Origin of the sequence: Nodosilinea sp. FACHB-131 (assembly GCF_014695395.1) — a bacterium.
Taxonomy (GTDB): domain Bacteria; phylum Cyanobacteriota; class Cyanobacteriia; order Phormidesmidales; family Phormidesmidaceae; genus Nodosilinea.
On the sequence record NZ_JACJOF010000005.1, the window covers coordinates 46,011 to 68,686 of the forward strand.

19 protein-coding genes and 1 riboswitch are annotated in these 22,676 nt (G+C 55.1%); of the genes, 7 read left to right on the forward strand and 12 right to left on the reverse strand.

The features are described 5' to 3' along the window. Nucleotides 1-6: 6 nt before the first annotated feature. The 4 genes from H6F75_RS02270 to H6F75_RS02285 all read left to right on the forward strand — a co-directional run bounded on the left by H6F75_RS02270 (nt 7) and on the right by H6F75_RS02285 (nt 6,401). On the forward strand, nt 7-1,014 hold the full coding sequence (locus H6F75_RS02270) for an ATP-binding SpoIIE family protein phosphatase (RefSeq protein ID WP_190748827.1): 1,008 nt from the start codon (nt 7-9) through the stop codon (nt 1,012-1,014). After that, a complete protein-coding gene (locus H6F75_RS02275; protein ID WP_190748829.1) occupies nt 1,011-3,140 on the forward strand; it encodes an ATP-binding protein in 2,130 nt (709 codons plus the stop codon). The genes H6F75_RS02270 and H6F75_RS02275 overlap by 4 nt, the downstream gene beginning before the upstream one ends. Nucleotides 3,141-3,148: 8 nt before the next feature. Then, a complete protein-coding gene (locus H6F75_RS02280; protein WP_190748830.1) occupies nt 3,149-5,161 on the forward strand; it encodes a response regulator in 2,013 nt (670 codons plus the stop codon). Nucleotides 5,162-5,630: 469 nt separating this feature from the next. After that, entirely contained in the window at nt 5,631-6,401 is a 771-nt protein-coding gene (locus tag H6F75_RS02285; RefSeq protein ID WP_190748832.1) for a carbonic anhydrase, read from the forward strand. A gap of 346 nt (nt 6,402-6,747) precedes the next feature. Here H6F75_RS02285 and H6F75_RS02290 read toward each other — a convergent pair whose 3' ends face one another. The 10 genes from H6F75_RS02290 to H6F75_RS02335 all read right to left on the reverse strand — a co-directional run bounded on the left by H6F75_RS02290 (nt 6,748) and on the right by H6F75_RS02335 (nt 18,614). Continuing rightward, nucleotides 6,748-7,197, reverse strand: a complete 450-nt coding sequence (locus H6F75_RS02290) for a hypothetical protein (RefSeq protein ID WP_190748833.1) — start codon at nt 7,195-7,197, stop codon at nt 6,748-6,750. 3 nt (nt 7,198-7,200) lie between these two features. Further along, nucleotides 7,201-7,926 (reverse strand): tetratricopeptide repeat protein, encoded by a 726-nt coding sequence (locus H6F75_RS27670; protein WP_199303713.1) that lies wholly within the window; start codon nt 7,924-7,926, stop codon nt 7,201-7,203. A 452-nt stretch (nt 7,927-8,378) separates the two neighbouring features. Further along, nucleotides 8,379-9,998 (reverse strand): 2-isopropylmalate synthase, encoded by a 1,620-nt coding sequence (locus H6F75_RS02300; protein WP_190748835.1) that lies wholly within the window; start codon nt 9,996-9,998, stop codon nt 8,379-8,381. Between the two features lie 332 nt (nt 9,999-10,330). After that, complete coding sequence (locus tag H6F75_RS02305) at nt 10,331-11,209, reverse strand: hypothetical protein (RefSeq protein WP_190748838.1); 879 nt, start codon at nt 11,207-11,209, stop codon at nt 10,331-10,333. 743 nt (nt 11,210-11,952) lie between these two features. Continuing rightward, entirely contained in the window at nt 11,953-13,290 is a 1,338-nt protein-coding gene (locus H6F75_RS02310) for an SLC13 family permease (RefSeq protein WP_190748840.1), read from the reverse strand. Nucleotides 13,291-13,395: 105 nt separating this feature from the next. Further along, nucleotides 13,396-13,549: riboswitch (cyclic di-AMP (ydaO/yuaA leader) on the reverse strand. Nucleotides 13,550-13,602: 53 nt separating this feature from the next. Continuing rightward, on the reverse strand, nt 13,603-14,634 hold the full coding sequence (locus H6F75_RS02315) for a glycosyltransferase family 2 protein (RefSeq protein WP_190748842.1): 1,032 nt from the start codon (nt 14,632-14,634) through the stop codon (nt 13,603-13,605). Between the two features lie 65 nt (nt 14,635-14,699). Then, a complete protein-coding gene (locus H6F75_RS02320) occupies nt 14,700-15,665 on the reverse strand; it encodes a UPF0104 family protein (RefSeq protein WP_199303714.1) in 966 nt (321 codons plus the stop codon). Between the two features lie 33 nt (nt 15,666-15,698). Then, complete coding sequence (locus tag H6F75_RS02325) at nt 15,699-16,415, reverse strand: C40 family peptidase (RefSeq protein ID WP_190748844.1); 717 nt, start codon at nt 16,413-16,415, stop codon at nt 15,699-15,701. A 55-nt stretch (nt 16,416-16,470) separates the two neighbouring features. Continuing rightward, on the reverse strand, nt 16,471-17,940 hold the full coding sequence (locus tag H6F75_RS02330; RefSeq protein WP_190748846.1) for a hypothetical protein: 1,470 nt from the start codon (nt 17,938-17,940) through the stop codon (nt 16,471-16,473). Between the two features lie 269 nt (nt 17,941-18,209). After that, nucleotides 18,210-18,614 (reverse strand): AbrB family transcriptional regulator, encoded by a 405-nt coding sequence (locus H6F75_RS02335; RefSeq protein WP_190748848.1) that lies wholly within the window; start codon nt 18,612-18,614, stop codon nt 18,210-18,212. 235 nt (nt 18,615-18,849) lie between these two features. On the opposite strand from H6F75_RS02335, the gene H6F75_RS02340 reads away from it, so the two are divergent. Together H6F75_RS02340 and cbiB are read left to right on the forward strand one after the other, a co-directional pair. Further along, nucleotides 18,850-19,293: an Rrf2 family transcriptional regulator gene (locus H6F75_RS02340; protein WP_190748850.1), complete on the forward strand. Its 444-nt coding sequence runs from the start codon at nt 18,850-18,852 to the stop codon at nt 19,291-19,293. After that, the gene (gene cbiB, locus H6F75_RS02345) at nt 19,271-20,272 is read left to right on the forward strand and encodes an adenosylcobinamide-phosphate synthase CbiB (protein ID WP_190748852.1); all 1,002 of its coding nucleotides are present in this window, start codon (nt 19,271-19,273) and stop codon (nt 20,270-20,272) included. Before H6F75_RS02340 ends, cbiB begins: the two co-directional genes overlap by 23 nt. A gap of 241 nt (nt 20,273-20,513) precedes the next feature. Here the strand turns inward: cbiB and H6F75_RS02350 are convergent, their stop codons facing one another. Both H6F75_RS02350 and H6F75_RS02355 read right to left on the reverse strand, forming a co-directional pair. Further along, complete coding sequence (locus H6F75_RS02350; protein ID WP_190748853.1) at nt 20,514-21,596, reverse strand: D-alanine--D-alanine ligase family protein; 1,083 nt, start codon at nt 21,594-21,596, stop codon at nt 20,514-20,516. A 233-nt stretch (nt 21,597-21,829) separates the two neighbouring features. Next, entirely contained in the window at nt 21,830-22,216 is a 387-nt protein-coding gene (locus tag H6F75_RS02355) for a VOC family protein (RefSeq protein WP_190749061.1), read from the reverse strand. Between the two features lie 109 nt (nt 22,217-22,325). Here H6F75_RS02355 and H6F75_RS02360 point away from each other — a divergent pair, with 109 nt between their 5' ends. Next, the gene (locus tag H6F75_RS02360) at nt 22,326-22,628 is read left to right on the forward strand and encodes a hypothetical protein (RefSeq protein ID WP_190748855.1); all 303 of its coding nucleotides are present in this window, start codon (nt 22,326-22,328) and stop codon (nt 22,626-22,628) included. The last annotated feature ends 48 nt before the right edge of the window (nt 22,629-22,676 follow it).

Genomic DNA, 22,676 nt, shown 5'->3' on the forward strand with positions numbered 1-22,676 from the left:
CGTCAATTGAATGAATCTACGGCGATCGCCATCACCGAGCAGAGTCAAACTGGGGAGGCACGGCGCGCCTCTCTAGCCTTGGCCACCCGGCTTGGCTTTGAAGAAACTGAACGGGGCAAGGTTGGCCTCTTGGTGACGGAGGTGGCCAACAACCTGATTTTGCACGCCGGTCGGGGCGTGATTGTGCTGCGGGCGATCGCCCAAGATGACCTGCTCGGCATCGAAGTTTTGGCGCTAGATCAAGGTTCTGGCATGGTGGATGTGGAAGAATGCCTGCAAGATGGCTTTTCTACCGCCGGAACAGCGGGCAACGGGCTGGGTGCCATTCGCCGCCTCTCTGACTTTTTTGAGATTTACTCGCAGCCCAACAAGGGAACGGCGCTGCTCGCCCACCTCTGGGCAAAAACGTCCCCTCATTCGCCACCCAAGCTCATTGAAATCGGTGTGGTCGCTCTACCCAAGCGGGGAGAGGAGGTTTCTGGGGATGCCTGGGCTCGGAACGGGGATGATCGTCGCGGCCTGTTTTTAGTCGTCGATGGGTTGGGCCATGGTCCGGCGGCGGCCAGTGCGGCTTCAGCCGCTATCCGGGTATTTCACGATCACCATCATCAGTCGCCGCAGCGCATTGTCGAAGCGGCTCATGCGGCGTTGCGGAGTACCCGAGGGGCTGCCCTGGCGATCGCTGAAATCAATTTCGAGCAGCAGACCGTTTGCTTTGCGGGCGTTGGCAATATTGCGGCCAGCATTTCTTCCGCCACCGAACATCACAACCTGATGTCTTACAACGGTACCGTGGGGCATGAAGTTCGTAAGATTAAGGAGTTTACCTACCCCTGGTACCTCAACGGGCTGCTGATGATGCACTCCGACGGCATCAGTACGCAGTGGAACCTCGATCGCTACCCCGGCCTGAGTCAAAAACATCCCAGCTTGATTGCCGGTGTGTTACACCGTGATTTTCATCGTGAGCGCGATGATGTAACCATGTTGGTGGCAAAAGGAACGGGAGTATGACAACCCTTTTCACCCTGGAAATTCACTACGAACAGGATGTAGTGCAGGCGCGGCAGCGAACCCGCGAGCTGGCAGAACAACTGGGGTTTGACGGGCAAGATCAGGCGCGGCTGGCAACGGCTGTCTCAGAAATGGCCCGCAATGCGTTTCAATACGCGCAGGGTGGAACGGTGAAGTTTGACCTGGAGGACAACCCCCAGACCTTTTTAGTTCAGGTGCAAGATCAGGGCGGGGGCATTCCGCATCTGAGCGATGTTTTAGACGGACGCTATCAGTCTTCTACCGGCATGGGGCTAGGCATTGTGGGCACGCGCCGGCTGATGGATGTCTTTGAGATCGAATCGACCGGGCAGGGGACTACCGTGAGCCTCGGCAAAGCCCTCCCCAAGCGATCGCCCACCTTCACCGACCTACAGTTGCAGCAGATTCGGGAGGCGATTGTCGGGCGATCGCCCCAAAACCCCTACGACGAAATCCAGCGGCAAAACCAGGAATTGCTGCGAGCCATGGCCGAACTGCGCAAGCGAGAGGAAGATCTCACCTACCTCAACCGCGAGCTAGAAGACACCAACCGCGGCGTCATTGCCCTCTACGCCGAATTGGACGAGAAAGCCAGCTCTCTACAACAGGCCAACGAGCTAAAAACTCGCTTTCTTTCCAACATGAGCCACGAGTTTCGCACGCCGCTCAACTCGATTTTGTCCCTATCTCGCATGCTGCTAACTCGGCTGGATGGGGAGCTATCCTTAGAGCAAGAAAAGCAGGTGACGTTCATTCACAAAGCGGCCGATGGGTTGTCAGAGCTGGTGAACGATCTACTGGACTTAGCCAAGGTGGAAGCGGGCAAAACCGAGGTGAATCCCAGTTCCTTTGAGGTGAGTGACCTGTTTGCCACTCTGCGGGGCATGCTGCGCCCGCTGCTAGTGCAGGGTTCCTCGGTGTCGCTGGTGTTTGCAGAACCCGATGGCCTGCCCTCGCTCTATAGCGATGAGGGAAAAATTGCTCAAATCCTCAGAAACTTCATTTCGAACGCGCTCAAGTTTACGGAGCAGGGAGAGGTGCGCGTCACCGCCGAGCAAGTCGGTCAGATGATTCAGCTCTCGGTATCTGATACCGGCATTGGCATTGCCCCCGACGACCAGGAGCGCATCTTTGAGGATTTTGTGCAGATTGAGTCTGACCTGCAAAAGCAGGTGAAAGGGACGGGGCTGGGCTTGCCCATATCGGCCAAGCTAGCCGAGCTGATGGGGGGCCGGGTTGCCGTGCAAAGTGAAGTAGGCAAAGGGTCTACCTTTTCAGTCTGCATTCCGATTGTCTACCCCAAAGTGACAGAACTGCCAGACTCGCTGCAACCGATCACCTCCCTCAACCCAGCCCGCCTGCCCATCCTGGCGATCGAAGATCATATTGAAACGCTCTTTATCTACGAGAAACACCTGCAAGCGTCTCGGTATCAGCTGATCGCCACCCGCACCCTGGCGCAAGCCAGACAGGCCTTAGAGCAGCTTCAGCCAGCGGCTATCGTGCTAGACATCTTGCTAGAAGGGCAAAACGGCTGGACATTCCTGCGCGAGCTGAAAAGCGATGAAGCCACTCGCAATATTCCCGTGTTAGTGATTACGGTCGTGGATAACGAAAAACAGGCCATTGCCCTGGGAGCTGATGGCTTCTTGATTAAGCCTGTAGACCAGTTGCCCTTGCTCACCAAGCTCAATAGGGTGGTCGGTCAGGGTAAAGCTCAGAAACTCCTACTTATTGATGATGACCCAGCTTATCGATATGTGATTAAACAGTTGTTGACCAATATTCCGCTACAGCTTTTAGAAGCGGCAAGTGGACGGGAAGGGTTGGCCGTGGCCGAGAGTGAACAACCCGCAGCAATTCTGCTTGACCTGGAAATGCCAGAGCTGAGCGGGCTTGATGCGCTTGAGCAGCTGCGGCATAACCCCGTTACTCAGTCCATCCCTGTTATCATCCACTCATCGACTCAGTTAGATTTGGCAACCCGGACTCGTTTAGCTCAACAAGGTGTCGCTATCCTCTCTAAGGAGAAAACATCTCAAGCAGAAGCCGCCTCTCATCTTCGAGAAGCACTCGCTAAAGCCGGACTCGTTTTAGATGCTTGAGGACGCATATGTTTGAGCCCCGCGAAACCATCCTGCACATCGATGATAACGAAGCTAACCGTTACATCGTAAGGCGGATTTTGCAGAATGCAGGGTTTGCCGTTGTAGAAGCGGCCACGGGACTCGCAGGGTTAGAGGCGCTCGCTCTACATCAACCGGTGCTGGTCATTCTAGACGTCAGATTGCCGGATCTAAACGGCTTCGAAGTCTGTCGGCAGATCAAAGCCGACCCGCAGACGCGCTTCGTGCCGGTACTGCATCTCTCCGCCAGCTTTGTCAAAAGTCAGGATAAGGCAGAAGGCTTAGACAGCGGCGCTGACAGTTACCTGGCCCAGCCGGTTGAACCGATTGAACTCCTAGCAACGGTGCGATCGCTCCTCCGAGTTCGCCAGGCAGAGGAGCTAGCGCTGATCTCAGCCCGGGAGTGGCAAACCACCTTTGACGCCATTAATGATAGTGTCTGCCTACTCAATCAGCAGGGTGAAATCCTGCGCTGCAACCAGGCCATGATGCGGCTTTTTGGCAAGCCGGCTGAAGATATTTTGGGACATGTCCACCATGAGTTAATGAATGCCACCTTAGGGGTGGGAGACGGCACTTGCTTCCACCTCGCCAAAGAAACACATCAGCGTCAACTATTAGAAGTGCGCAGTCAAGAACGCTGGTTTGCCAAAACAATGGACCCGGTGCTCAATGAATTTGGCACCTTTACTGGCGCCGTTCTAATTTTGGTCGATATCACCAACCGCAAGCAGATCGAGGATGAACGCAAGCAGGCAGAAATTACTCTGCAAGAGCGCAATCTGCGCCTAGATTCACTGTATGAAACCACCCGTGAGCAAGCGGATCAACTGCGGCAAGCAAATCGCATCAAAGACGAATTTTTAGCCGTGTTATCCCATGAGCTGCGATCGCCCTTAAACCCCATTCTTGGCTGGGCAAAAATACTGCAGACCAAACAGCAAGACGCCGCAAAAACGCAGTATGCGCTGGCAACGATTGAGCGAAATGCTAGATTACAAGCGCAGCTAATTGAAGACTTGCTCGATGTTTCTCGTATCCTCCAGGGCAAGCTAAGTTTAAACACAGTTCCAGTCAGTCTACCGTTCACAATTAAATCTGCGCTTGAAACTGTGCAGCTCGCGGCTGAAGCAAAATCCATTCAAATTGAAACCATCTTTGAACCCAATGTTGGGCAAGTTTTAGGAGATTCTGGTCGCCTCCAGCAGGTGATTTGGAATCTAATCTCCAATGCCGTTAAATTTACGCCCCAGGGTGGCAGGGTGCAGGTGCGGCTAGAGCAAATTGAGGAAGTCGAGGAGCACGTATCTCCACACCGCTCTGTTAGCTATGCTCAAATTACGGTCAGTGACACCGGCAAAGGCATTACCGCTAGCTTTTTGCCCTTTGTCTTTGACTACTTTCGGCAGGCTGACAGCACCACGACTCGAAATTTTGGGGGGTTGGGGTTGGGGTTAGCGATCGTCAGCCACCTAGTTGAACTGCATGGCGGCACCGTTCAGGCTGCGAGTTTAGGAGAAGGGCAGGGCTCAACGTTTACCGTGAGGCTTCCCGTTATTGCCGTCTCAAAATCGCATCCAGATCATCCTTCGGCTCACGAGCGCTCAGAGTTGCGTTTCAATGGGTTGCGGGTGCTTTTTGCTGATGACGAAAGGGATTCACGGGAGCTGGTTACTTTTTTGTTGGAGCAGCAGGGCGCCAAGGTTACTCAAGTAGAGTCGGCCCATGAAGCTTTAAATCAGTTGCAGCAAGCAGAGTTTGATTTACTCATCAGTGATATCGGCATGCCCGACATGGATGGTTACGGCTTGATTCGCCATGTTAGGGAGCGATCGCCCGAGCAGAGCAAAGACATTTTGGCGATCGCCATTACTGCCTATGCTGGAGAAAGCAACCAGCAGAAAGTATTAGCAGCCGGGTTTCAGCAGCACATTACTAAACCAATTGAGCCAGAAACACTGCTGAAAACGATTTGGACGCTAGTGCAGAAAGAGGGTTAATGTTGCTTGGTGGCTGTGTCGCCGGAATAGGTGAAAGGTAGGGTGGCTTCAGAGCTCAACCTACGGATACCGACTACTGAAGGGGTTGTTGATGCGATCGCTCTCCGCTCACCGTGTAACAGCACTTTACTTACCGATGCAAACTTTTATAGGTTGCAAGATCAAAAGTTACCGAATAAGCACCTATTCAGAATAAATATCCATCATAATTTACAAACAATACTCCTCCACTAGGGAGTTAGACATCAAAAGTAATAGATAAAGCTCCCAAGCTAGGGGCTTATCTATACAACACCTAGCGTTTAATACATAGTTGGCCCACCTGTCTCATCAGAGCAAGCGCTTAAGTTTAAAGATTTGCTTCAACAGCAGTTTTTGTGTCACCTGTACATAGAAGATTCAATCTAGGAATGGGCTTTAACCCATCTGTAGCTTTTCTAAAAATGCTTTCGTTGTTCAAGACACAACTATGAAACAATCCTCGGATCAACAAGGGTTTTCGAGAAGAAACCTTCTTCAATTTGGTGCAGGGCTGGTTGGCACAGGTTCGCTAACAGCTTGGTTAGGAACGGGCGCATTAGCCCAAGCTGTTGAACATCGGTCATCCCGTACTAAGCAAACCCAATCCGCTGATGCCGATCTTAGAAGTGCCGATTCCCAGGGTCCTTTGACTCCTGATCAGGCGCTAGCGCAACTTATGGAAGGAAACCAGCGATTTGTTGAAAGAAGGCGGCTCAATCCTAATCAAGATGCTGCCCGTCTAGCTGAAGTTGCGTCAGGACAAGCACCCTTTGCTGCTATTTTGAGTTGTGCAGACTCACGAGTAGTGCCAGAGATTGTCTTTGACCAGGGAATTGGCGATCTCTTTGTCGTTCGTGTTGCTGGTAATATTGCTATTACTGAAGATATTGCTAGTGAAGAGTATGCGGTTGGTGTCTTGGGAACCCCCCTACTGATGGTTTTGGGACACGAACGATGTGGTGCCGTGGCAGCGGCTCTGGAAGGGGGAGAATTACCAGGTGTCATTGAATCACTGGTATTTGCAATTCGACCAGCAGTTCAAGCCTCAGAGGGAAAATCGGGCGATCGCCTTACAAATGCAATCAAGTCAAATGTGAGCTTACAAGTACAGCGACTACAAAACTCTTCTGTAATTGCTTCAGCCCTACAAGAAGGTAAACTTAAAATTGTGGGTGCCTACTATGACCTAAATACAGGCGAAATCAGTTTAGTCAACTAGGACGCACAAAGGCAACTATTACTATTGCTGCAAATTGCGGTTGTAGCTAACAACCCGTTTGAACCCGACCGTTGAGGGTTGATCTATAAAGCGTTCAAGCTATCTGCGGCGGGTTAAGCGGAACGTTAGCTGAATAGGTCTGAGTTGAGATTATGCAAAGAGTTTATCGGTCAGGCGTGATATTAAACCTGACGCAGAAACGCTAAGAGAGTGATCACTGTGGGCACCTTAGGTACCCGAGATGTAGGTTTGTTGGAATCTGCGATCGCACAACCTCAAAGTGTATGTAGAACTTGAAGATTTATTAAGTCGAAGTTCTTTCGTTTTGGGCTGTACTGTAGCGCCATCATGAGGATGCAGGTGGTGCTGCCTGGGGTTGGTCACAGACAAAGCGCAAGACGGCTGCTGCGCTACTGCCTGCCTGAGGTTGTGTCAACTGACCAGCATCCCCATAGTTAATGCGCTGAATCTCTTGCCCATCCTTGTCACGAGCAATGATTTGCCTGAGCCGAGAAACACCGCCTGCACAATCGGCAGAGCGATACAGCATGGCACTATGGACTGGTTGCTCCAGTTCAACCCCGACAAAAGCGTTGTTCGGTTCAGGGAAGTCGCGATGTTCCCAGTACCAAACCGCTCCATCCCTAAATTGAATGGAGTTACGCTCTACCAAGAAGCGATCGCCCACAGCATTGCGCGTCACCTCAACCCAGTCTACTGGAGTAGATTGAGCCAGCGCACCAGCCGCACCGACGGCAGAAATAATCGCGGCCAAACCAACAAGCAAGATTTTCATAGGTTACTGGGGAGTGGGCTGAGATTGACTACCAGAGGCATCTTCAGAAGGGCGCGTGCGATAGCGCTCAACATTTTGGATGGCTTGCTGAGCAAAGGAATCATTCGGGCGTTCGTCTAATGCCCGCTGGAAATAGAGCAGCGCGGTCTCATAATCGCGTTGCTCTGTGGCCGCATATCCTGCCGCCATATAGCGATCAAACTCGGATGACTGGGGCGGTCGTTGTGCCGAAGGTGGCGAAGATTGAGACGCGGGCGCAGTCGCCGCTGCCGCTGTCCCTTGCTGCCCCTCATAGGCAGTCACGACCTTCTGAACGTACTCTGCAATTTCAGAACTGTTGTACTGAGACGGGTCGCCCCGCATCCACCAGGCAGCGGATCGCCGTACCGCTAGCATTTCATCGTTACCGCTAGCGCCGTACTCCTCTTTCAGTACATCCCGCATCACACAGGTCACAACCGAACGGGCAACGTCTGGGCTAGCCTCAAACTCAGTCGGTGAAAGCTCTCGACCAATGCATGACCTTGACCACCGGGGGATATTGCCTGGCATAATCTGCCAGTCACTATAGAGCCCGTCATCGGCACGTCCCGTTTGGGGGGCTGCTTGACGAAGCGCCTCGACCAATGCTGCAACTTGACGTTCTGAAACTTGCGCCTGGGCTGGTGGCGCTCCAACTGCCAGGACAACGCCAAGGCTGACGATGAGTTTGCCAATGGGTACTCGCATAACTATCATCTATCCCAAATTGGTTCTCAAGCTGGATCTTACATTTATTATTTGGGACTCGTCATTACCGTTTGTTAGTTGTTTTTTATACAGAAATAGGCATACTCCCTTGGATCAGCTCCAGTGCGGTTTTTAGAAAGAAAAACCTCATGATTTGGAAGAGTTTCGTTGATGAGAGGCGAGCTTACAGCCGTCTAACAATTTGGGTGCAGAGGATTGGCCGAAATCACCTGGGTAAGACGCAAAGACTCTGGCAACCACTGACCCAAGTCGTTATCAAATCTAGACACACTGCCCTAATGCTCACAAGGCATAACCTAGGGGTATTTGAGCAGCCTAGCCATAGACGTTATAACCTTCGCCCGGCCCCTCAAAATTGGGTGTGAGAAGCTGAAACGCCATTAGGATGCTTCTCCCCACAGCGAATCAGCTCCCTATTTGCTCTGTGAGTGTTACAACGCAGCCGTCACCGTTTCTCGCTGGGGGTGAATGGCTTGCCCGGTCTGCAACGCCGTGTGCAGCCGGTTGAGAGCGTGCAGATAGGCGTGAGCCGAGGCCACCACAATGTCGGTATTTGCCGCGTGGCCTGAGAATACCCGGTCTTCGTAGCGAATCCGAATGGTGACTTCGCCCAAGGCATCAATGCCCTCAGTGACCGACTGCACCGAGAACTCGATCAGCTGGTTGGGAATATCCACCACCCGGTTAATGGCTTTGTAAACCGCATCCACCGGACCGGTGCCGATCGCCGCATCCATCAGCTCTTGCCCATCGGGGGTGCGAATGGTGACGGTAGCGGTGGGCTTGGCGCTATCGCCACAGGAAACCTGCACCAGATCGAGGTGAAAGTGCTCCGGAGCCTGTTGAGTTTCGTCATTGACGATCGACTCGATATCCCAGTCGGTGATTTCTTTTTTCTTGTCGGCCAGCTCTTTGAACCGCAAAAAGGCGCGATTGAGAGCTTGGTCGTCCAATTCGTAGCCCAGCTCTTGCAGACGGGTGCGAAAGGCGTTGCGGCCTGAGTGCTTGCCCAGCACGATCTGGTTATCGGTTAGACCAATGGACTGGGCGTCCATAATTTCGTAGGTGAGCTTGTTTTTGAGCACACCGTCTTGGTGGATGCCGGATTCGTGGGCAAAGGCGTTGGCCCCCACGATCGCCTTATTAGGCTGCACAAACATGCCAGTCAAGTTCGACACCAGGCGCGAGGTTTTGTAGATTTGGCGGGTGTCGATGTTGGTCAGAGGTTCCTCCGACTCGGCGGGACGCCCCAGGAAGGGATTGTAGAAGGCGCGGCGCACGTGCATGGCCATCACCAGTTCTTCGAGGGCGGCGTTGCCCGCTCGCTCGCCAATGCCGTTGATGGTGCATTCGAGCTGGCGCGCCCCAGCCTTGACGGCTTCCAAAAAGTTGGCCACTGCCAGGCCCAGGTCGTTGTGGCCGTGGACGGAAATCACGGCCTGGTCAATATTCGGCACATTGGCCTTGATGCCGCGAATCAGGTCGCCAAACTCGCTCGGCGTCAGATAGCCCACGGTGTCGGGGATGTTGACGGTGGTGGCTCCAGCCGCGATCGCCGCCTCCAGCACCTGATAGAGAAATTCTGGGTCAGAGCGGCCCGCATCTTCGGGCGAAAACTCGATATCGTCGGTGAAGGTCTTGGCGTAGGCAACCATCTCAGGGGCGATCGCCAGCACCTCTTCGCGACTCTTGCGCAGCTTGTACTGCATATGAATGTCGGAGGTGGCAAGAAACGTGTGAATGCGTCCCTTCACAGCGGGCTTAATTGCCTCTCCAGCTCGCTCGATGTCGCCCTTGGTAGCGCGGGCCAGACCACAGATGGTAGGGCCATTTTCGGTGCCGACTTCTCGGGCAATTTTCTGCACCGCCTCAAAGTCGCCAGGGCTGGCAAAGGGGAACCCCGCCTCGATAATGTCAACTCCCAGCCGCGCCAGCTGCTTCGCAATCACTAGCTTCTCTTCAACATTGAGGGTGGCCCCAGGAGACTGCTCGCCGTCTCGCAGGGTGGTGTCGAAGATAAGAATGCGATTGGGGCTAGGCGGGTTGCTCATGGTGACTCCCACGGAATAGACGGCAGGTGCTAGATCGACAGTAGATCCTTTTCCAAAAGACAGTCACCAGCAGGCGACTCGACTCTGGAGCAGATCAGGCAAATGTATCGGTTCTAACTATTCTACCGGCACAAAGTCGGAATCGCTACGACTTAGCCCTAAACATTTTGAGCGATCGGTGACACAGCTGTTGCCTCCAGATAGAGTTGCTGCCCAGTTAACTCCTATCGCCCCTAGAAACAGGCCTTCCCTGCCGGCTCGATCGCGATCGAACCAGACAGGGAAGGTCTACGGGTAGCAAATGGCTCTAAAGCCCTGCTCGTTGGAACGCGTTAGTCCCTCCAGTTTTCAGACTGCATTCTCAGAACCTGGTTGACGCTATTGATATAGCCCTGGTCTTCCATAAGGCTGCTGCTGATGTAGCCCTGGTTGATAGCAGCTTCAACAATGTTGCGACCCTCGGCAGTACCGCGGCGTGCCTTGTAAACCGAGTAGCCTTCGTTGCTGCCTTCATCTAGCTCACCCCTAACGGCCATGTAGGCCAGCTGGAACGGACTAACTGCGTCACTGGGGAGAGCGGCACCCATGCCCATGCTGTCAAACTCAGCACTGGGCGAAGAGGTTTGTCCAGGAGTCCGCTGCCCAGAGTTCGGAGACTGTCTAGGGACTTGGTTGCCCGGAGTTTCGTTGGGATAGGCCTCTGGATTTTGCCCAGGTACTCGCTCAGGCGCTTGGTTGGGAGCCTGTCCAGGAGTTTGGCCCTGGCGAGGGGTTTGTGTCTGCCCAGGAGTTTGCCCTTGGCGAGGAGTTTGCATCTGCCCAGAGTTATCAGGCTGCCTGGGGATTTCGTTACCTGGAGTTTCGTTAGGATACGAGCCCGGGCTTTGCCCAGGTACCCGCTCAGGAGCTTGGGTAGGAGCCTGGCCTGGAGTTTGCATCTGCCCAGGAGTTTGCCCTTGACGAGGGGTTTGCATCTGCCCGGGAGTTTGCATCTGCCCAGGAGTTTGCCCTTGACGAGGAGTTTGTGTCTGCCCAGGAGTTTGGCTCTGGCTGGGGGTTTGCCCTTGGCGAGGGGTTTGTGTTTGCCCAGGAGTTTGGCTCTGGCTGGGGGTTTGGGACTGCAAAGTCCCGTGGTTATCGGCCAAAACAGCAGGCGCAACTGCCCCTGCTAGAAAAAGGGCTGAAATCGTTCCTATGGATAGTCTTTTCATAACGGACCTCAAAGTTGGATCTTGTACAAGATTCGCGATGGCTTTTTGACGGCAGAAGAATCTTGGCTTGTGACCCAGAAATCTGCGCCCCTCAACTTTCCGATGGTTTTTCTCTAGGCTGAGAAGGTTTAAACCTAGAAAACCAGATCGAGAAAGCGAGAGATCAAACTCTAAGCTTCACAAGCTCTCAATCCAACCTAAGAATAATTTCACAAAGTGATGTCGTTCTAAGGGAGGAGATGATCCCCGGAACTTTGCAAATCTATATTCAGGCTGAAAATCCGAAATAAAATTACTTGATTGTTAAAAAATCTGTGGGGATCGCTTTAAGAATGTACAGTAATGACCGCTGTACTGAAGACACTCGCGACTACCGCTAGCAAAATTTAGGATAGAACACTGGCTCTATCGCGATTTAGAGCACTTATTATTCTCTGTACCGATCTGTTGATTACTATATCTACCCCTCGGTAGTGCCTTTTGATAATTGCTAGCTGGTGTGTTTGTCTCGGTTTTCCCTATCTTTATTTATTACCTACATAAAAAAAGACTTTTCATCTAAGTGCACACAACTCTCTCAGTGAGAGTCTGCCCTTTGATAATTCCTAAGCTTTAAACATAAGGGTGCGTTACCTAGTGGAGTAACCGCCATCATTATAGTTGGCGACCTGTAAGCGATCGCCCTAACCGACTCTAGCCATCGAGTGGAATTGCCCCTGAGCCGGGATGATTTCAGCCGCCACCTACAGCAAGAATCGAATGCCCACGTATGCACTGATGGTCATTAACTGTAAAGCCATCATTGGCAGGCCGTAGTTCAAAAACTGTCGGAACGAAATTGGCTTACCGTGCTGCTCAGCAATCCCCGCCGCCACAATATTTGACGATGCACCGACCAGGGTGCCATTGCCGCCTAGGGTAGCGCCAAACATCATGGCCGCAAATAGGGGCAGGATTTCGGGCGGAATTTGCCCAGCGAAATCGGGCGATAGCAGGTCTGGCCCCGCCAAATTCACGTTTACTAAGTATTCCTTCAGCAGGGGCACCATCGCCACCACCAGGGGAATGTTGGGAATCAGGCTGGAGAGAATGCCGGTGATAAACAGCAGCAGCATCGAACCCAAAGCGATGTTTTGGCCAATCACCACCCCCAGCAGACCCGAGGCCGAGCTAATCACCCCGGTTTCTTGCAAGCCGCCGATCAGCACAAACACGCTCATAAAGAAAATCAGCGTGCTCCAGTCAACGTCGCGCAGAATGTTGTGCACGGTGTCGATGCCGCTGTGGTGGGTAAGCAGCAGGCAGAGAGCGGCCCCCAGCAGGGCGATCGCCGCCGGAGAAATTGGCACCGGTAGGCTTTCGCCCACCACAAATAGCACCAGCACTAGCCCAACAATCAGCCCGCCTAGGGCCAGCATGCGGGGATGGTTAACCACCGGATGGGGTAGATGGTCGAGGTCAGCCAGCTTTTTGTTCCAGGTGTTGGGGAAGAGGATGGGCAACAAGACGACGATAGTGGCGATCGCCACGACGCCCCCTAGGCTGAGCTTGGTGAGATACTCCAGAAAGCTCATGTTGATCGCGTCGCCCACAATAAAGGTGGCTGGGTCGCCTACTAGGGTCAGCAGGCCAGCGCTGTTGGCCACAAACACCATCAAAATCAGCAGAGGGACAAAGTTGATGTTGAGTTCTGCCGCCATGGGCGGAATCAGCGGTGCCAGCAGCATGACGGTGGTGGCGTTGGGTAGCATGGCGCAGACCGGGGTGGTGATGGCCACAATACCCAGCAGCAGCCGCTTGCCTTCACCCCGAGCCATGATCACCATTTGGGTAGCCAAGTATTCAAAGATTTTGGTGGGCTCAAAGGCGCGCACCATCACCATCACCCCAAAGAACAGCGCCAGGGTAGCGTGGCTGTTGCCGATGTAGCCGATGGCTTGGTCGAGCGTTAACACATGGAAAAATATCAGCAGCATTGCGCCCAAGAAGGCTGCAACGGTGAGGTGCATACGCTCGGTGGCGATCAGGGCCAAGACCCCAAAAAACACCACTGACGCGGTGATCTCAGACCAGGTTTCCATAGCCTGTCTCCTATTGTGGTGCTAAGCGAAAACTCTGCGGTGAAAGCTTCACCGAGGAGTTAACTATCGTAGGAGAACTACGGAGAGCGTTAAAAAAGCTTCCAGATGTTCTCTCCCAAGGCCGACGGAGTTAGCTGACGGGCGAGGGGTGAGAGATCCCCTTCTCTGGCGATGCGTTTCGCCCTGAGACAAGCCCCAAAATTTGGTTCCTCCGCATCAGATTGCCCTTAACGAGCGCTGAATTAGGCCGCGTAACCGTTGAATTGACTGCGAATTTAGCACATTTGCCTAGAATCGACAATCTGCAAACGTTCAGGGGCTACTGGATCCGGGGCTGGCTGGAAGGGCTAGTATTGGGCCCACCACCTCACGCACCCGGTAGATAGGGCGCTGCTGCGATTCATGATAAGTACGCATGAGCAGTTCGGCCAACAGGCCAAAGCTAAACAGCTGAATGCCCGCCAGCAACAGCACAACGACCAGGATCAGCAGGGGGCGATCGCCGATATCCTGATCGGCCAAAATTTTTACCAGGGTGAGATAAACCCCCAGGGCAATGCCCAGCGCCATCGATGCCAGTCCCAAGCTGCCGAAGACATGCATGGGCCGGGTGAGAAACTTCTTCATAAAATAGACGGTGAGCATGTCCATCACCACGCGCAGGGTACGACCCAGGCCATATTTACTGGTGCCAAAACGGCGGGCATGGTGGGTGACGGGCATTTCGGTAATGCGGGCCCCTTCGATAAAGGCTAGGGCGGGCAAAAAGCGATGCAGCTCACCGTAGAGGTTGAGATCGCGAATCACCTCAGCCCGGTAGGCCTTGAGGGAGCAGCCATAGTCGTGCAGCTCAACCCCTGTGACTCCGGCAATTATCCAGTTAGCAATTTTGGAGGGAATCAGCCGGGTGAGGGTGTTGTCTTGGCGGTTTTTGCGCCAGCCGCTGACCAGGTCGTAGCCCTCGTTGAGGCGATTGAGCAGGCGGGGAATGTCGGCGGGGTCGTTTTGCAGATCGCCATCCATGGTGATCACGATTTGGCCACGGGAATGGTCAAACCCGGCAGCCATGGCAGCAGTTTGGCCGTAGTTACGGCGCAAAATCACGGCTCGCAGTTGGGGATATTGCTGGGCCAGCTCGCGCAGGCGATCGCTCGAACCGTCGGTGGAACCATCGTCTACCCCCAAAATTTCGTAGGTGTAGCCTAGGCCATCGAGCACTTTGGCGATCGCTTTAATCAGGGTGGGCAGGCTCTCGTACTCGTTGTACACCGGCACCACCACCGAAATGTCGATGGGGGCTATGAGGGCTGGCAGTGCAGCAACCGAGGGGGAATGGGTAGTCATGGCAGCTTCAGCACAACAGGAAAACCAGCAAAGACTGTGATTTATGCCCTTTGGGCGTAGGCAATTTACTTGAGTGTACTGGAAAGGCCCCGATCAAATGTGGCCAATGCCGCTCCTAGAGCCTCGGCTAGGGTACTGACCACCCGATACAGCACTACTGCGCTGAGCACCACGGCGGCAGAGAATTGCCCCTGGAGCAGACTGAGGGCGATCGCCTCAAACACCCCTAGCCCGCCCGGTGCGCCCGGCACCACTAGCCCCCCCAGCCAGGCCAGGCTAAAGGCGCTGATGGTGCTGGACCAATCGCCCGTCGCCAAGGGGGTTACAGCGCTGAGCACCAAGCAAAAGCCCAGGCCGCGCAGGCCGATGTAGCCGAGCTGGCCGAGGAGGGGTTTGAGGGGGTAGTGGCGGAGGCCGGGAGCGGGTGAAGGTAAGGGGGGTGAGGAAGATGGGGGAGATGGGGGAGAATCTTCGGTGGGTTGATTGGCGGTTTTGGAGCGGCTGAGGCGATCGACTAGGGGGTTGAGCCAGCGGGGAGCCATGGCGGCGAGCACTACGACTAAGCCCAGGAGCTGAAAGGGCCAGTAGGGGGTGGGGATGGCGATACCGACGACCAGGGCGGCGGCGGCCATGAGGAGGGGTTCTAGGGCGACGCCGACGAGGGCGGAGCCGTTGTCAATCCCTATATTACGCAGAGCACGCACTCGGCCAAAAAAGTGCCAGACGTTGCCGGGCAAATATTTCAGCAGGTTGGTTTGCAGGTAAACGGGGGCGCTCCAGCTGCCGACGACGGGCTGTTGCAGGGCTTGCAGAGCCCAGCTCCACACCCAGCCGGCCCAGATGTGGGCCAGCAGCGTTATGCCGAGGGCCACTAGCAGCAGGCTCCAGCCCTGGGCACCAATGCGCAGGGCGCTAATGTCAGCCCAGTGGCGCACCAGGGTGCGGAGTAGGAAGGCGATCGCCGCACCCAGAACCACCCAGCGAGCCAGGGGCTTCAGTCGTGTTAGCCCAGCAGCATTCAAAAACGACAAGGGCAACCCTCAAACAGGCAAACGCTGCTTGGACTATAGCGTGTCGCCTGAGCAGTAGCTGGTCATCACCCGCCCCGCTCGGCGCAGCTGCTGGTGGTAAGCCGCGCTCACGGGATGCGACAGATCAGTTAACGAGTCAATACCAATGCCGTTGCGGCCCTGATCAACCCCAGAGCTGTGAATGTAGTTGCCCTCACCTAGGTAAAGGGCCACATGCTTAGTGCGTTCTGGAGTACCAAAAAAGATTAGGTCACCCGGCAGCAGCTCATCCCAGCCGATGGGCTGGGTAAAGGCCTCCTGCTGGTACGAGTCGCGGGGCAGGCGAATGCCCACCGAGGCAAAGGCCGCCTGCATCAGCCCTGAGCAGTCGTAGTTGGGGCCAACGGTGCCGCCCCAGAGGTAAGTATTCGGTACTGCCATTGCCTGCTGAGTAAAGGCGATCGCCCCCGGCAGACGAGGCTCAATGGCGCTGCGATCGAGAGAAACAGGCTGATAGAGCTGCTCAGCGGGCTTGAGCGCATCCCCATCGGCAGCACTAATCCAGCCGGGATAGTCGTCTTCGCAAAGGATCACCGCATGGGCCTGGGAGGATTTTTCTGCCAACCGCAAATGCCTTCCCACCGCCGCCTGAGTCACCAACCCCTGCAACTCGTCAGTTTTATAGAGGTCAAGCGCCCGAGTGCAAACATATTCCTGCCCCAAGGATGCCAATAGTGCTTTTTGGCCAGAAGATGCCGTACTCGAATCCATAGTCACCCCCACTTCCCCGTCTCCCTCACCTTCCCCATCTTCCTATCTCCCTCACCTACTCCCCCTTATCCCCCGTATTCCGCACATTCACCACCTTCTTCAGCACGCTAAACCAGAAAGTCGACCCCATAGAAATGGCGAACCCACTGACCAGCCAGCCCAGCAAACGGCGCGGCACAAAGGGAACCGGCCACGACTGCTCAGCGGCAAGCTGCTGCTGTATCACCACATCGTTGTAGCCCAACGGGAAGGGAATTTCGTCGAGAGCCTGGTTGACAGCGGTCTGCACCTGCTCAATATCTTGGTTAAAATTGCCGGTCGACTCGGCTGCGAGCTGGTCAGCGGTTTGGGTAATCGAGTTGCGCAGAATGGGGTCCACGGCCAGGCGAGTGGCAATGTGAAACGAGTCGGCGTTAATGGAGACCGCAGTGGCAATGCCAATCAGCAGCGCGACTGCCTTGGCATTGCGCTTGTAGACCCCAGTAGCCCGCTCCATGCCGCGATCAAACCACTTTTCGAGTTCGAGGCCAAACAGCTTTACGTCATCACGGGCGGCGTCGGCGGTGACTTCGACTTTGCGGGCGATCGCCGCTAGACTGCTGCGCAAAGCCGGGGTGATGGGGGCTTGGGCTAATCGATCGATCAGCGCCTGAGCATCGAGGTTGCCGCCCTGGGCCAGACGTTTCAGCTCACTATAGGCGGGGCTGTTATCGTCAAAAATATCGAGGAGCTGGGCCACGTTGGGGCGCAGCTTGCTGAGCATCGCCGCCCGCTCGGTGGGGGTGCTGGCCAGCCCGCGCTTAATATACTCCAGGCGGCGCAAAAAGGTCTCGGTGAGGGGATGGCCGTCAGGTAATATATCCGCCGCCATCAGCCCAAACTCATCTAGGCGGTTGACGACGCGATCGAGGCTTTCGGGCAGCGAGACGATGCCCGCCCGAAAGTCGTCGATTATCGTATGAATACCCTGCTCCAGCTGCTGTAGCTCGGTGTTGAGCAAAAACTCGTTGCCGGTGCTGGCCTTAAGGTCGCTGAGAATATTGGTTACAGGGCCGAGCACGCGATCGCGGGCAAAACCGTGGAGGCGATCGTTGGCTAGCACCTGCCACAGATTGCCGAGCTGCATGCGCTCCAGCAAACTGTTGGCAAACGCCTCGGGCGGAATATATGACGGACCGCTGGTTTTGCCCACCCCAAACACATTGCGCTGGCCCGTGAGAGTGCGGTAAACGCGGCCAATCAAGTGCGAAATGCGCCGAAACGATCGCGCGATCGATCCCTTCGCCTCCTGGTTCAAACTGCGAATCCAAGGGCTTTCGTAGAGGGCATCGGCTAAGGCCTGGGCCGACGCTTCTCGATCTCGGTCATTACCCGCTAGCAGCACCTCAATTGATTGCTTTAGGTGCTCAGCCCGCCACTGCAAAAGTGTGCCAATAATTTCTTGAGCCTCGCTGGCCAGCAGGCTCAGCACAAAAAAGATAAAGACTAGCCCTAGGGCAATGTCTAAAACTATAGGAAAGTTCATAGACTAACCGTACAATTCTGCATCTTTGAACCCCAATTACCCGATGCTAGCGAGCTACCCAAGTCCTAGAGCTCTACAGCAAAAAATAGCCGCCCAGGCTATTTAAACTCTGCAAAGGAGTGCAAATAGTAAATCTGTTCGGTGGCTAGAGATCACTAAAAAAGAGCGAACCAACCTATCGTAGACTTGGTTCGCCCATTGTACTCAAGCGACCTAAAAACGGATCACAATTGCTCGAAAGCCGAGGGGAGTACTGACCACCTGTGTTTCTATTCGTCCTCGTCGTCGATAAAAAGACCGTTTTCTCCCAACTGCTTGAGGCGAATGTGCTTGCGTCCTAAGGTAATTTCAAACTCGTCGCCGGGTCTAAGCCCCATTTGCTTAGTGTAAGTCGAGCCAATTAGCAGGTTGCCGTTAGACTGCACCGTAATGCGAAAACTGGCGCTCCGGCCACCGCGCCCGTTGCCATTCTGGGCGCTGTCAAGCTGAATGCCCTCCGCCTCAATCAAGGCGTTGAGAAATTTCATCATGTTGACCCGGGGGTTACCCGCCTTGGTCAATGTGTAATAGCCGCAGGCTTTAGCCTTCTCTTCTTTACTGAGTTCGTCAAGATCTTTGACCTTTTGCAGTAGTTCTTTGCCAACCAGTGGTTCTATCTGAGTTGCTTTAGCCATTAACTTTATTCTCGTTCACAACGGTTTGCTCCAAACAATTTGGGCAGAAACAGCAAAACTGTTCTACCTGGCTCTACTTTAATGACAACACGAAAAATGATACTACAGCGAAATAGTTTTTTGCATTCTCTTTTTTTGTTCCCCTAATTGTGTAGCACTAGAGCACAAAAAAACCGTATTTTCGTCCTCCATGAACACCGTAGAATAGTGATAACCGACGGGTGATTTAACTCAGATGAAACTAACAACTCGCGGACATTACAGTGTTAAAGCACTGCTCGATCTGACGCTGCATCCCTCCCGCCATCCGGTCTCAGTGCAGACTATTGCAACCCGGCAGGGGCTGCCGCCGCCTTATTTAGAAAAACTCTTGATTGAACTGCGGCGAGCAGGCATTGTGGAATCGGTGCGCGGCCCCCAGGGGGGTTATCGATTGGCCAAACCCGCTGACCAAATTTTTTTGGGCCAGATATTAGTAGCCGTAGGCGAACAGGTTGATCCGTTACCTCGCCACAGCCCCCAGGCCGACCAAGCCGAAGACTGGGTTACCTTTGCCGTGTGGAACCGGCTGTCTCAAAAGCTGAAGGAAGCCCTCTATAGTATTTCCCTGGAAGATTTGTATTTTGATGCCCGCAGTTGGCAGGCGGCCCAGGGGGATGATGTCAGTTTTATGGTTTAACTGGGCTAATCGGGCCGCGGTGGTGGTGCTGGCGGCGGCGCTCGATCGCATTGTCGGCGACCCCTGGGGCTGGCCCCATCCAGTGCAGGCGATCGGCCAGGTGATCAGCTGGGGCTCGCAGAGCATTTTTCGCCTAAAGCTGCCGCCCTGGGGGGAGCGATCGCTGGGCGTCATGCTTGGTCTGAGCGTCATTCTCGGCAGTGGCGTTGTCGGGTGGGGCACGGTACGCCTGGGCGGCATGGTTCACCCCATCGTCGGCATGGGCTGCGAAGTGGTGATCTTGGCCAGCTGCTTTGCCGGGCGCAGCCTGCGGCGGGCGGCGGAAGATGTGCTGGCCCCGCTGGAGTCCGGCGATATCCCCCTGGCGCGGGAGTGTCTGGCCCTCTACGTGGGCCGCGATACTGAGAGCCTGGACGAGCCTGAAATATTGCGGGCGGTGCTAGAAACCGTGAGCGAGAACGCCACGGATGGGGTGATGGCGCCGCTGTTTTACGCTCTGGTGGGAGCCTTGCTGCCGCTGGGCAGCGTGCCCGTGGCTTTGGCCTACAAAGGGGCCAGCACGCTGGACTCAATGATCGGCTACAGAGAAGCACCCTACACCGATCTGGGCTGGTTTAGCGCTCGTTTTGAGGACGCTTTGACCTGGCTACCCTGCCGCCTGACGGTGTTCACCATCGCTTTGCTCTCGGGTCGGCCCCGGCAAGTTTGGGCACTATGCCGCCGCGATGCCCCAGCAGACCCCAGCCCCAATGCGGGGTGGAGCGAGTGCGCCTACGCCGCCGCCCTAGGGGTGCAGCTGGGTGGACGGAACGTATATCGAGGGCAGGTGAAAGAAAAGCCGCTACTGGGGGATGCGGTGGTGCCGATTACAGGCGATCGCATTCTTGCTGCCCTTGCCCTTACCCGCCACGCCTTCCTGCTGTGGACTGGCCTGGGCGTAGCCGTCATAGCAGGCCTAGGGAGGCTCGGCCAAGGCTAATGAGATACCCTACGGCTGAATGCTGCCTTGAAGGATGTTTTGCCTGAGTCTTCCTGGCGCTACTCGGCCATTGTGGAACTGACTCTAGGCTGTTTGTGGTGCCGACTCTATGGGTCAGTCTGCGGAGAGCATCGCGGCGACAGGCGGAGTTTCAGCAGCAGGCTGGGAAACTGAGACCGCTACATTTCAGACAGGAGCGATCGCAGGCCAACCTGCTGATAGAACACAGTGAACTCATTGGCTATGCTTTCGGAGCTACGGTGCCGGTGCGCTCAAACCCTAACTGAATTAGGGTATCTACCAGTTCTGCAAAATTTACGCCGCTGGCTTCCCACATCATCGGGTACATGCTGGTAGCGGTGAATCCAGGTAGGGTATTGATCTCGTTGATCAGGACTTCCCCAGTCGCCTCTACGTAGAAAAAATCGACCCGCGAGATGCCAGCGGCATCCACCGCCTGAAACGCCGTAATGGCCATCTCCTGAATGCGGCGGGCTACATCGTCGGGCACCTGGGCTGGAATGGTGTGCTGTGACTGGCCGCTGGTGTATTTGGTTTCGTAGTCGTAGAAATCACTTTGGAAGGTAATTTCGCCCAGCACCGAGGCTCTGGGATTGTCGTTGCCCAACACGGCGCACTCGACCTCGCGGGCAACCACCCCGGTTTCGACAATGATGCGGCGATCGTAGCTGGCGGCATTGTCGAGGGCGGCCTCTAGCTCCTTGCGGCTGGTGGCCTTGGCAATGCCCACTGACGAGCCCAGGTTGGCCGGTTTGACAAAGCAGGGGTAGCCCAGCTCGGTTTCGATGCGATCGCACAGCTTCGGAAACACGCAGGGATTAGACCACACCTCCGCCCGGCTCACCGCCAGGTACTTCACCTGGGGCAGCCCGGCCTGGGCAAAGGCCGTTTTCATGGCAATTTTATCCATCCCCACCGCTGAGCCCAGCACCCCAGCACCGACGTAGGGCTGCTGCATTAGGGTCAAGAGGCCCTGCACCGTGCCGTCTTCGCCGTTGGGGCCATGCAGCACCGGGAACCAAATGTCAATCTCGTCCATCTGATCAAACTGAGGCAGGCGATCGCGGGCAGTGGCGGCTGGCGCATTGGCGGTCTCCTGGGGCGGTACACCAGCGGTCAAGACCGACTCAGCGGTAGAATCAGCCAGCCAAACGCCGTCTTTGCGAATGTAAACCGGCAGCACGGTGTATTTCTGGGCGTTGCTACCGCTGGCCAGGGCGCGGGCGATCGCCTGGGCCGAGCGAATCGATACCTCGTGCTCCCCCGAGCAGCCGCCAAACACCAGCCCTACCGTTATTGCCATGTGAACCTCACCATCGCGCCAATTGCGGATAGGGTATCACAGCAGCGAGGCTCCATAACTTGCCCATAATTTCAGGCAAAAAAAAGCCCCAGGATCCCTCCAGGTATCCCAGGGCTTAACAATCAGGGTGCATCTACCTTTCTCTAATACGAATGGGGTAGCTTTCGTCCGGAAAATTGCCAAAAAGTTTGGGCCAGTCGGACGAGCTGTCCACCCAGTCTATCTGGGTAAGCCTAGGCATCTGCCAGCACGCTCAGCTCTATTAGGTTGCCGTCGGGGTCGCGAATATAAATCGACAGCAGCATCCCTGTAGCCCCGGTACGCTGCACTGGCCCGGCGACAACAGGCACCCCGCAGGTCTGGAGGTGGGCTAGGGCCGCGTCCAGGGAAGTGGTGATAAGAAAGCACAGATCTGCCGAGCCGGGCGTAGGGGCTAGGGCGTGGGGGGCAAAGGCCGCGCCAGCCTGGTGGAGGTTGATTTTTTGTTGACCGTAGTAAAGGGCTTGGCGATCGTTGCCAAAAGTCACCGCTGCCATGCCCAGCACAGCTTGATAAAACTCACGGGTGCGGGAAATATCGGCCACGGTGAGCACCAGGTGGTCGAGCGCTGCAATTTGTATCATGGGCTAGTCGATTTAACTATCATTGGCGTTTAAATGGGTGAAGCCTGCGGCCAGTGGGTCGTCACGGTGCATAATGCCATTGATATACGGTGTGGCAGAGTGAGCGGTGAAATACTTTTTTCTTTCGGATGGTTGGGTAACAGGCCGGGTGTGGGAGTTTGGTGGCCTGTGGAACGAGCTGGGTTGGCAGCGCAAGCCCCATATACGGCGCCTTAATCTGTCAATTCAAGAACAGGGGGAAACCCTGTGGCTTTATCAAGTCGAAGAGACAGTGCTGATGATCGAGGTTAAGCCCGAGGGCGTCACCAGCGAACCAATTGGGCAGGTGGTGCTGAAGCGATTGATTACGGCTGAGCAGGTGATCGAGCGCCTGTGTGCTCCTGCTGGCCAAGCACCAGATGTGCCTTAAGTGCCCGGCCCCATTGCGATCGGTCTGACTGGTCCTTAGACTTTTCTT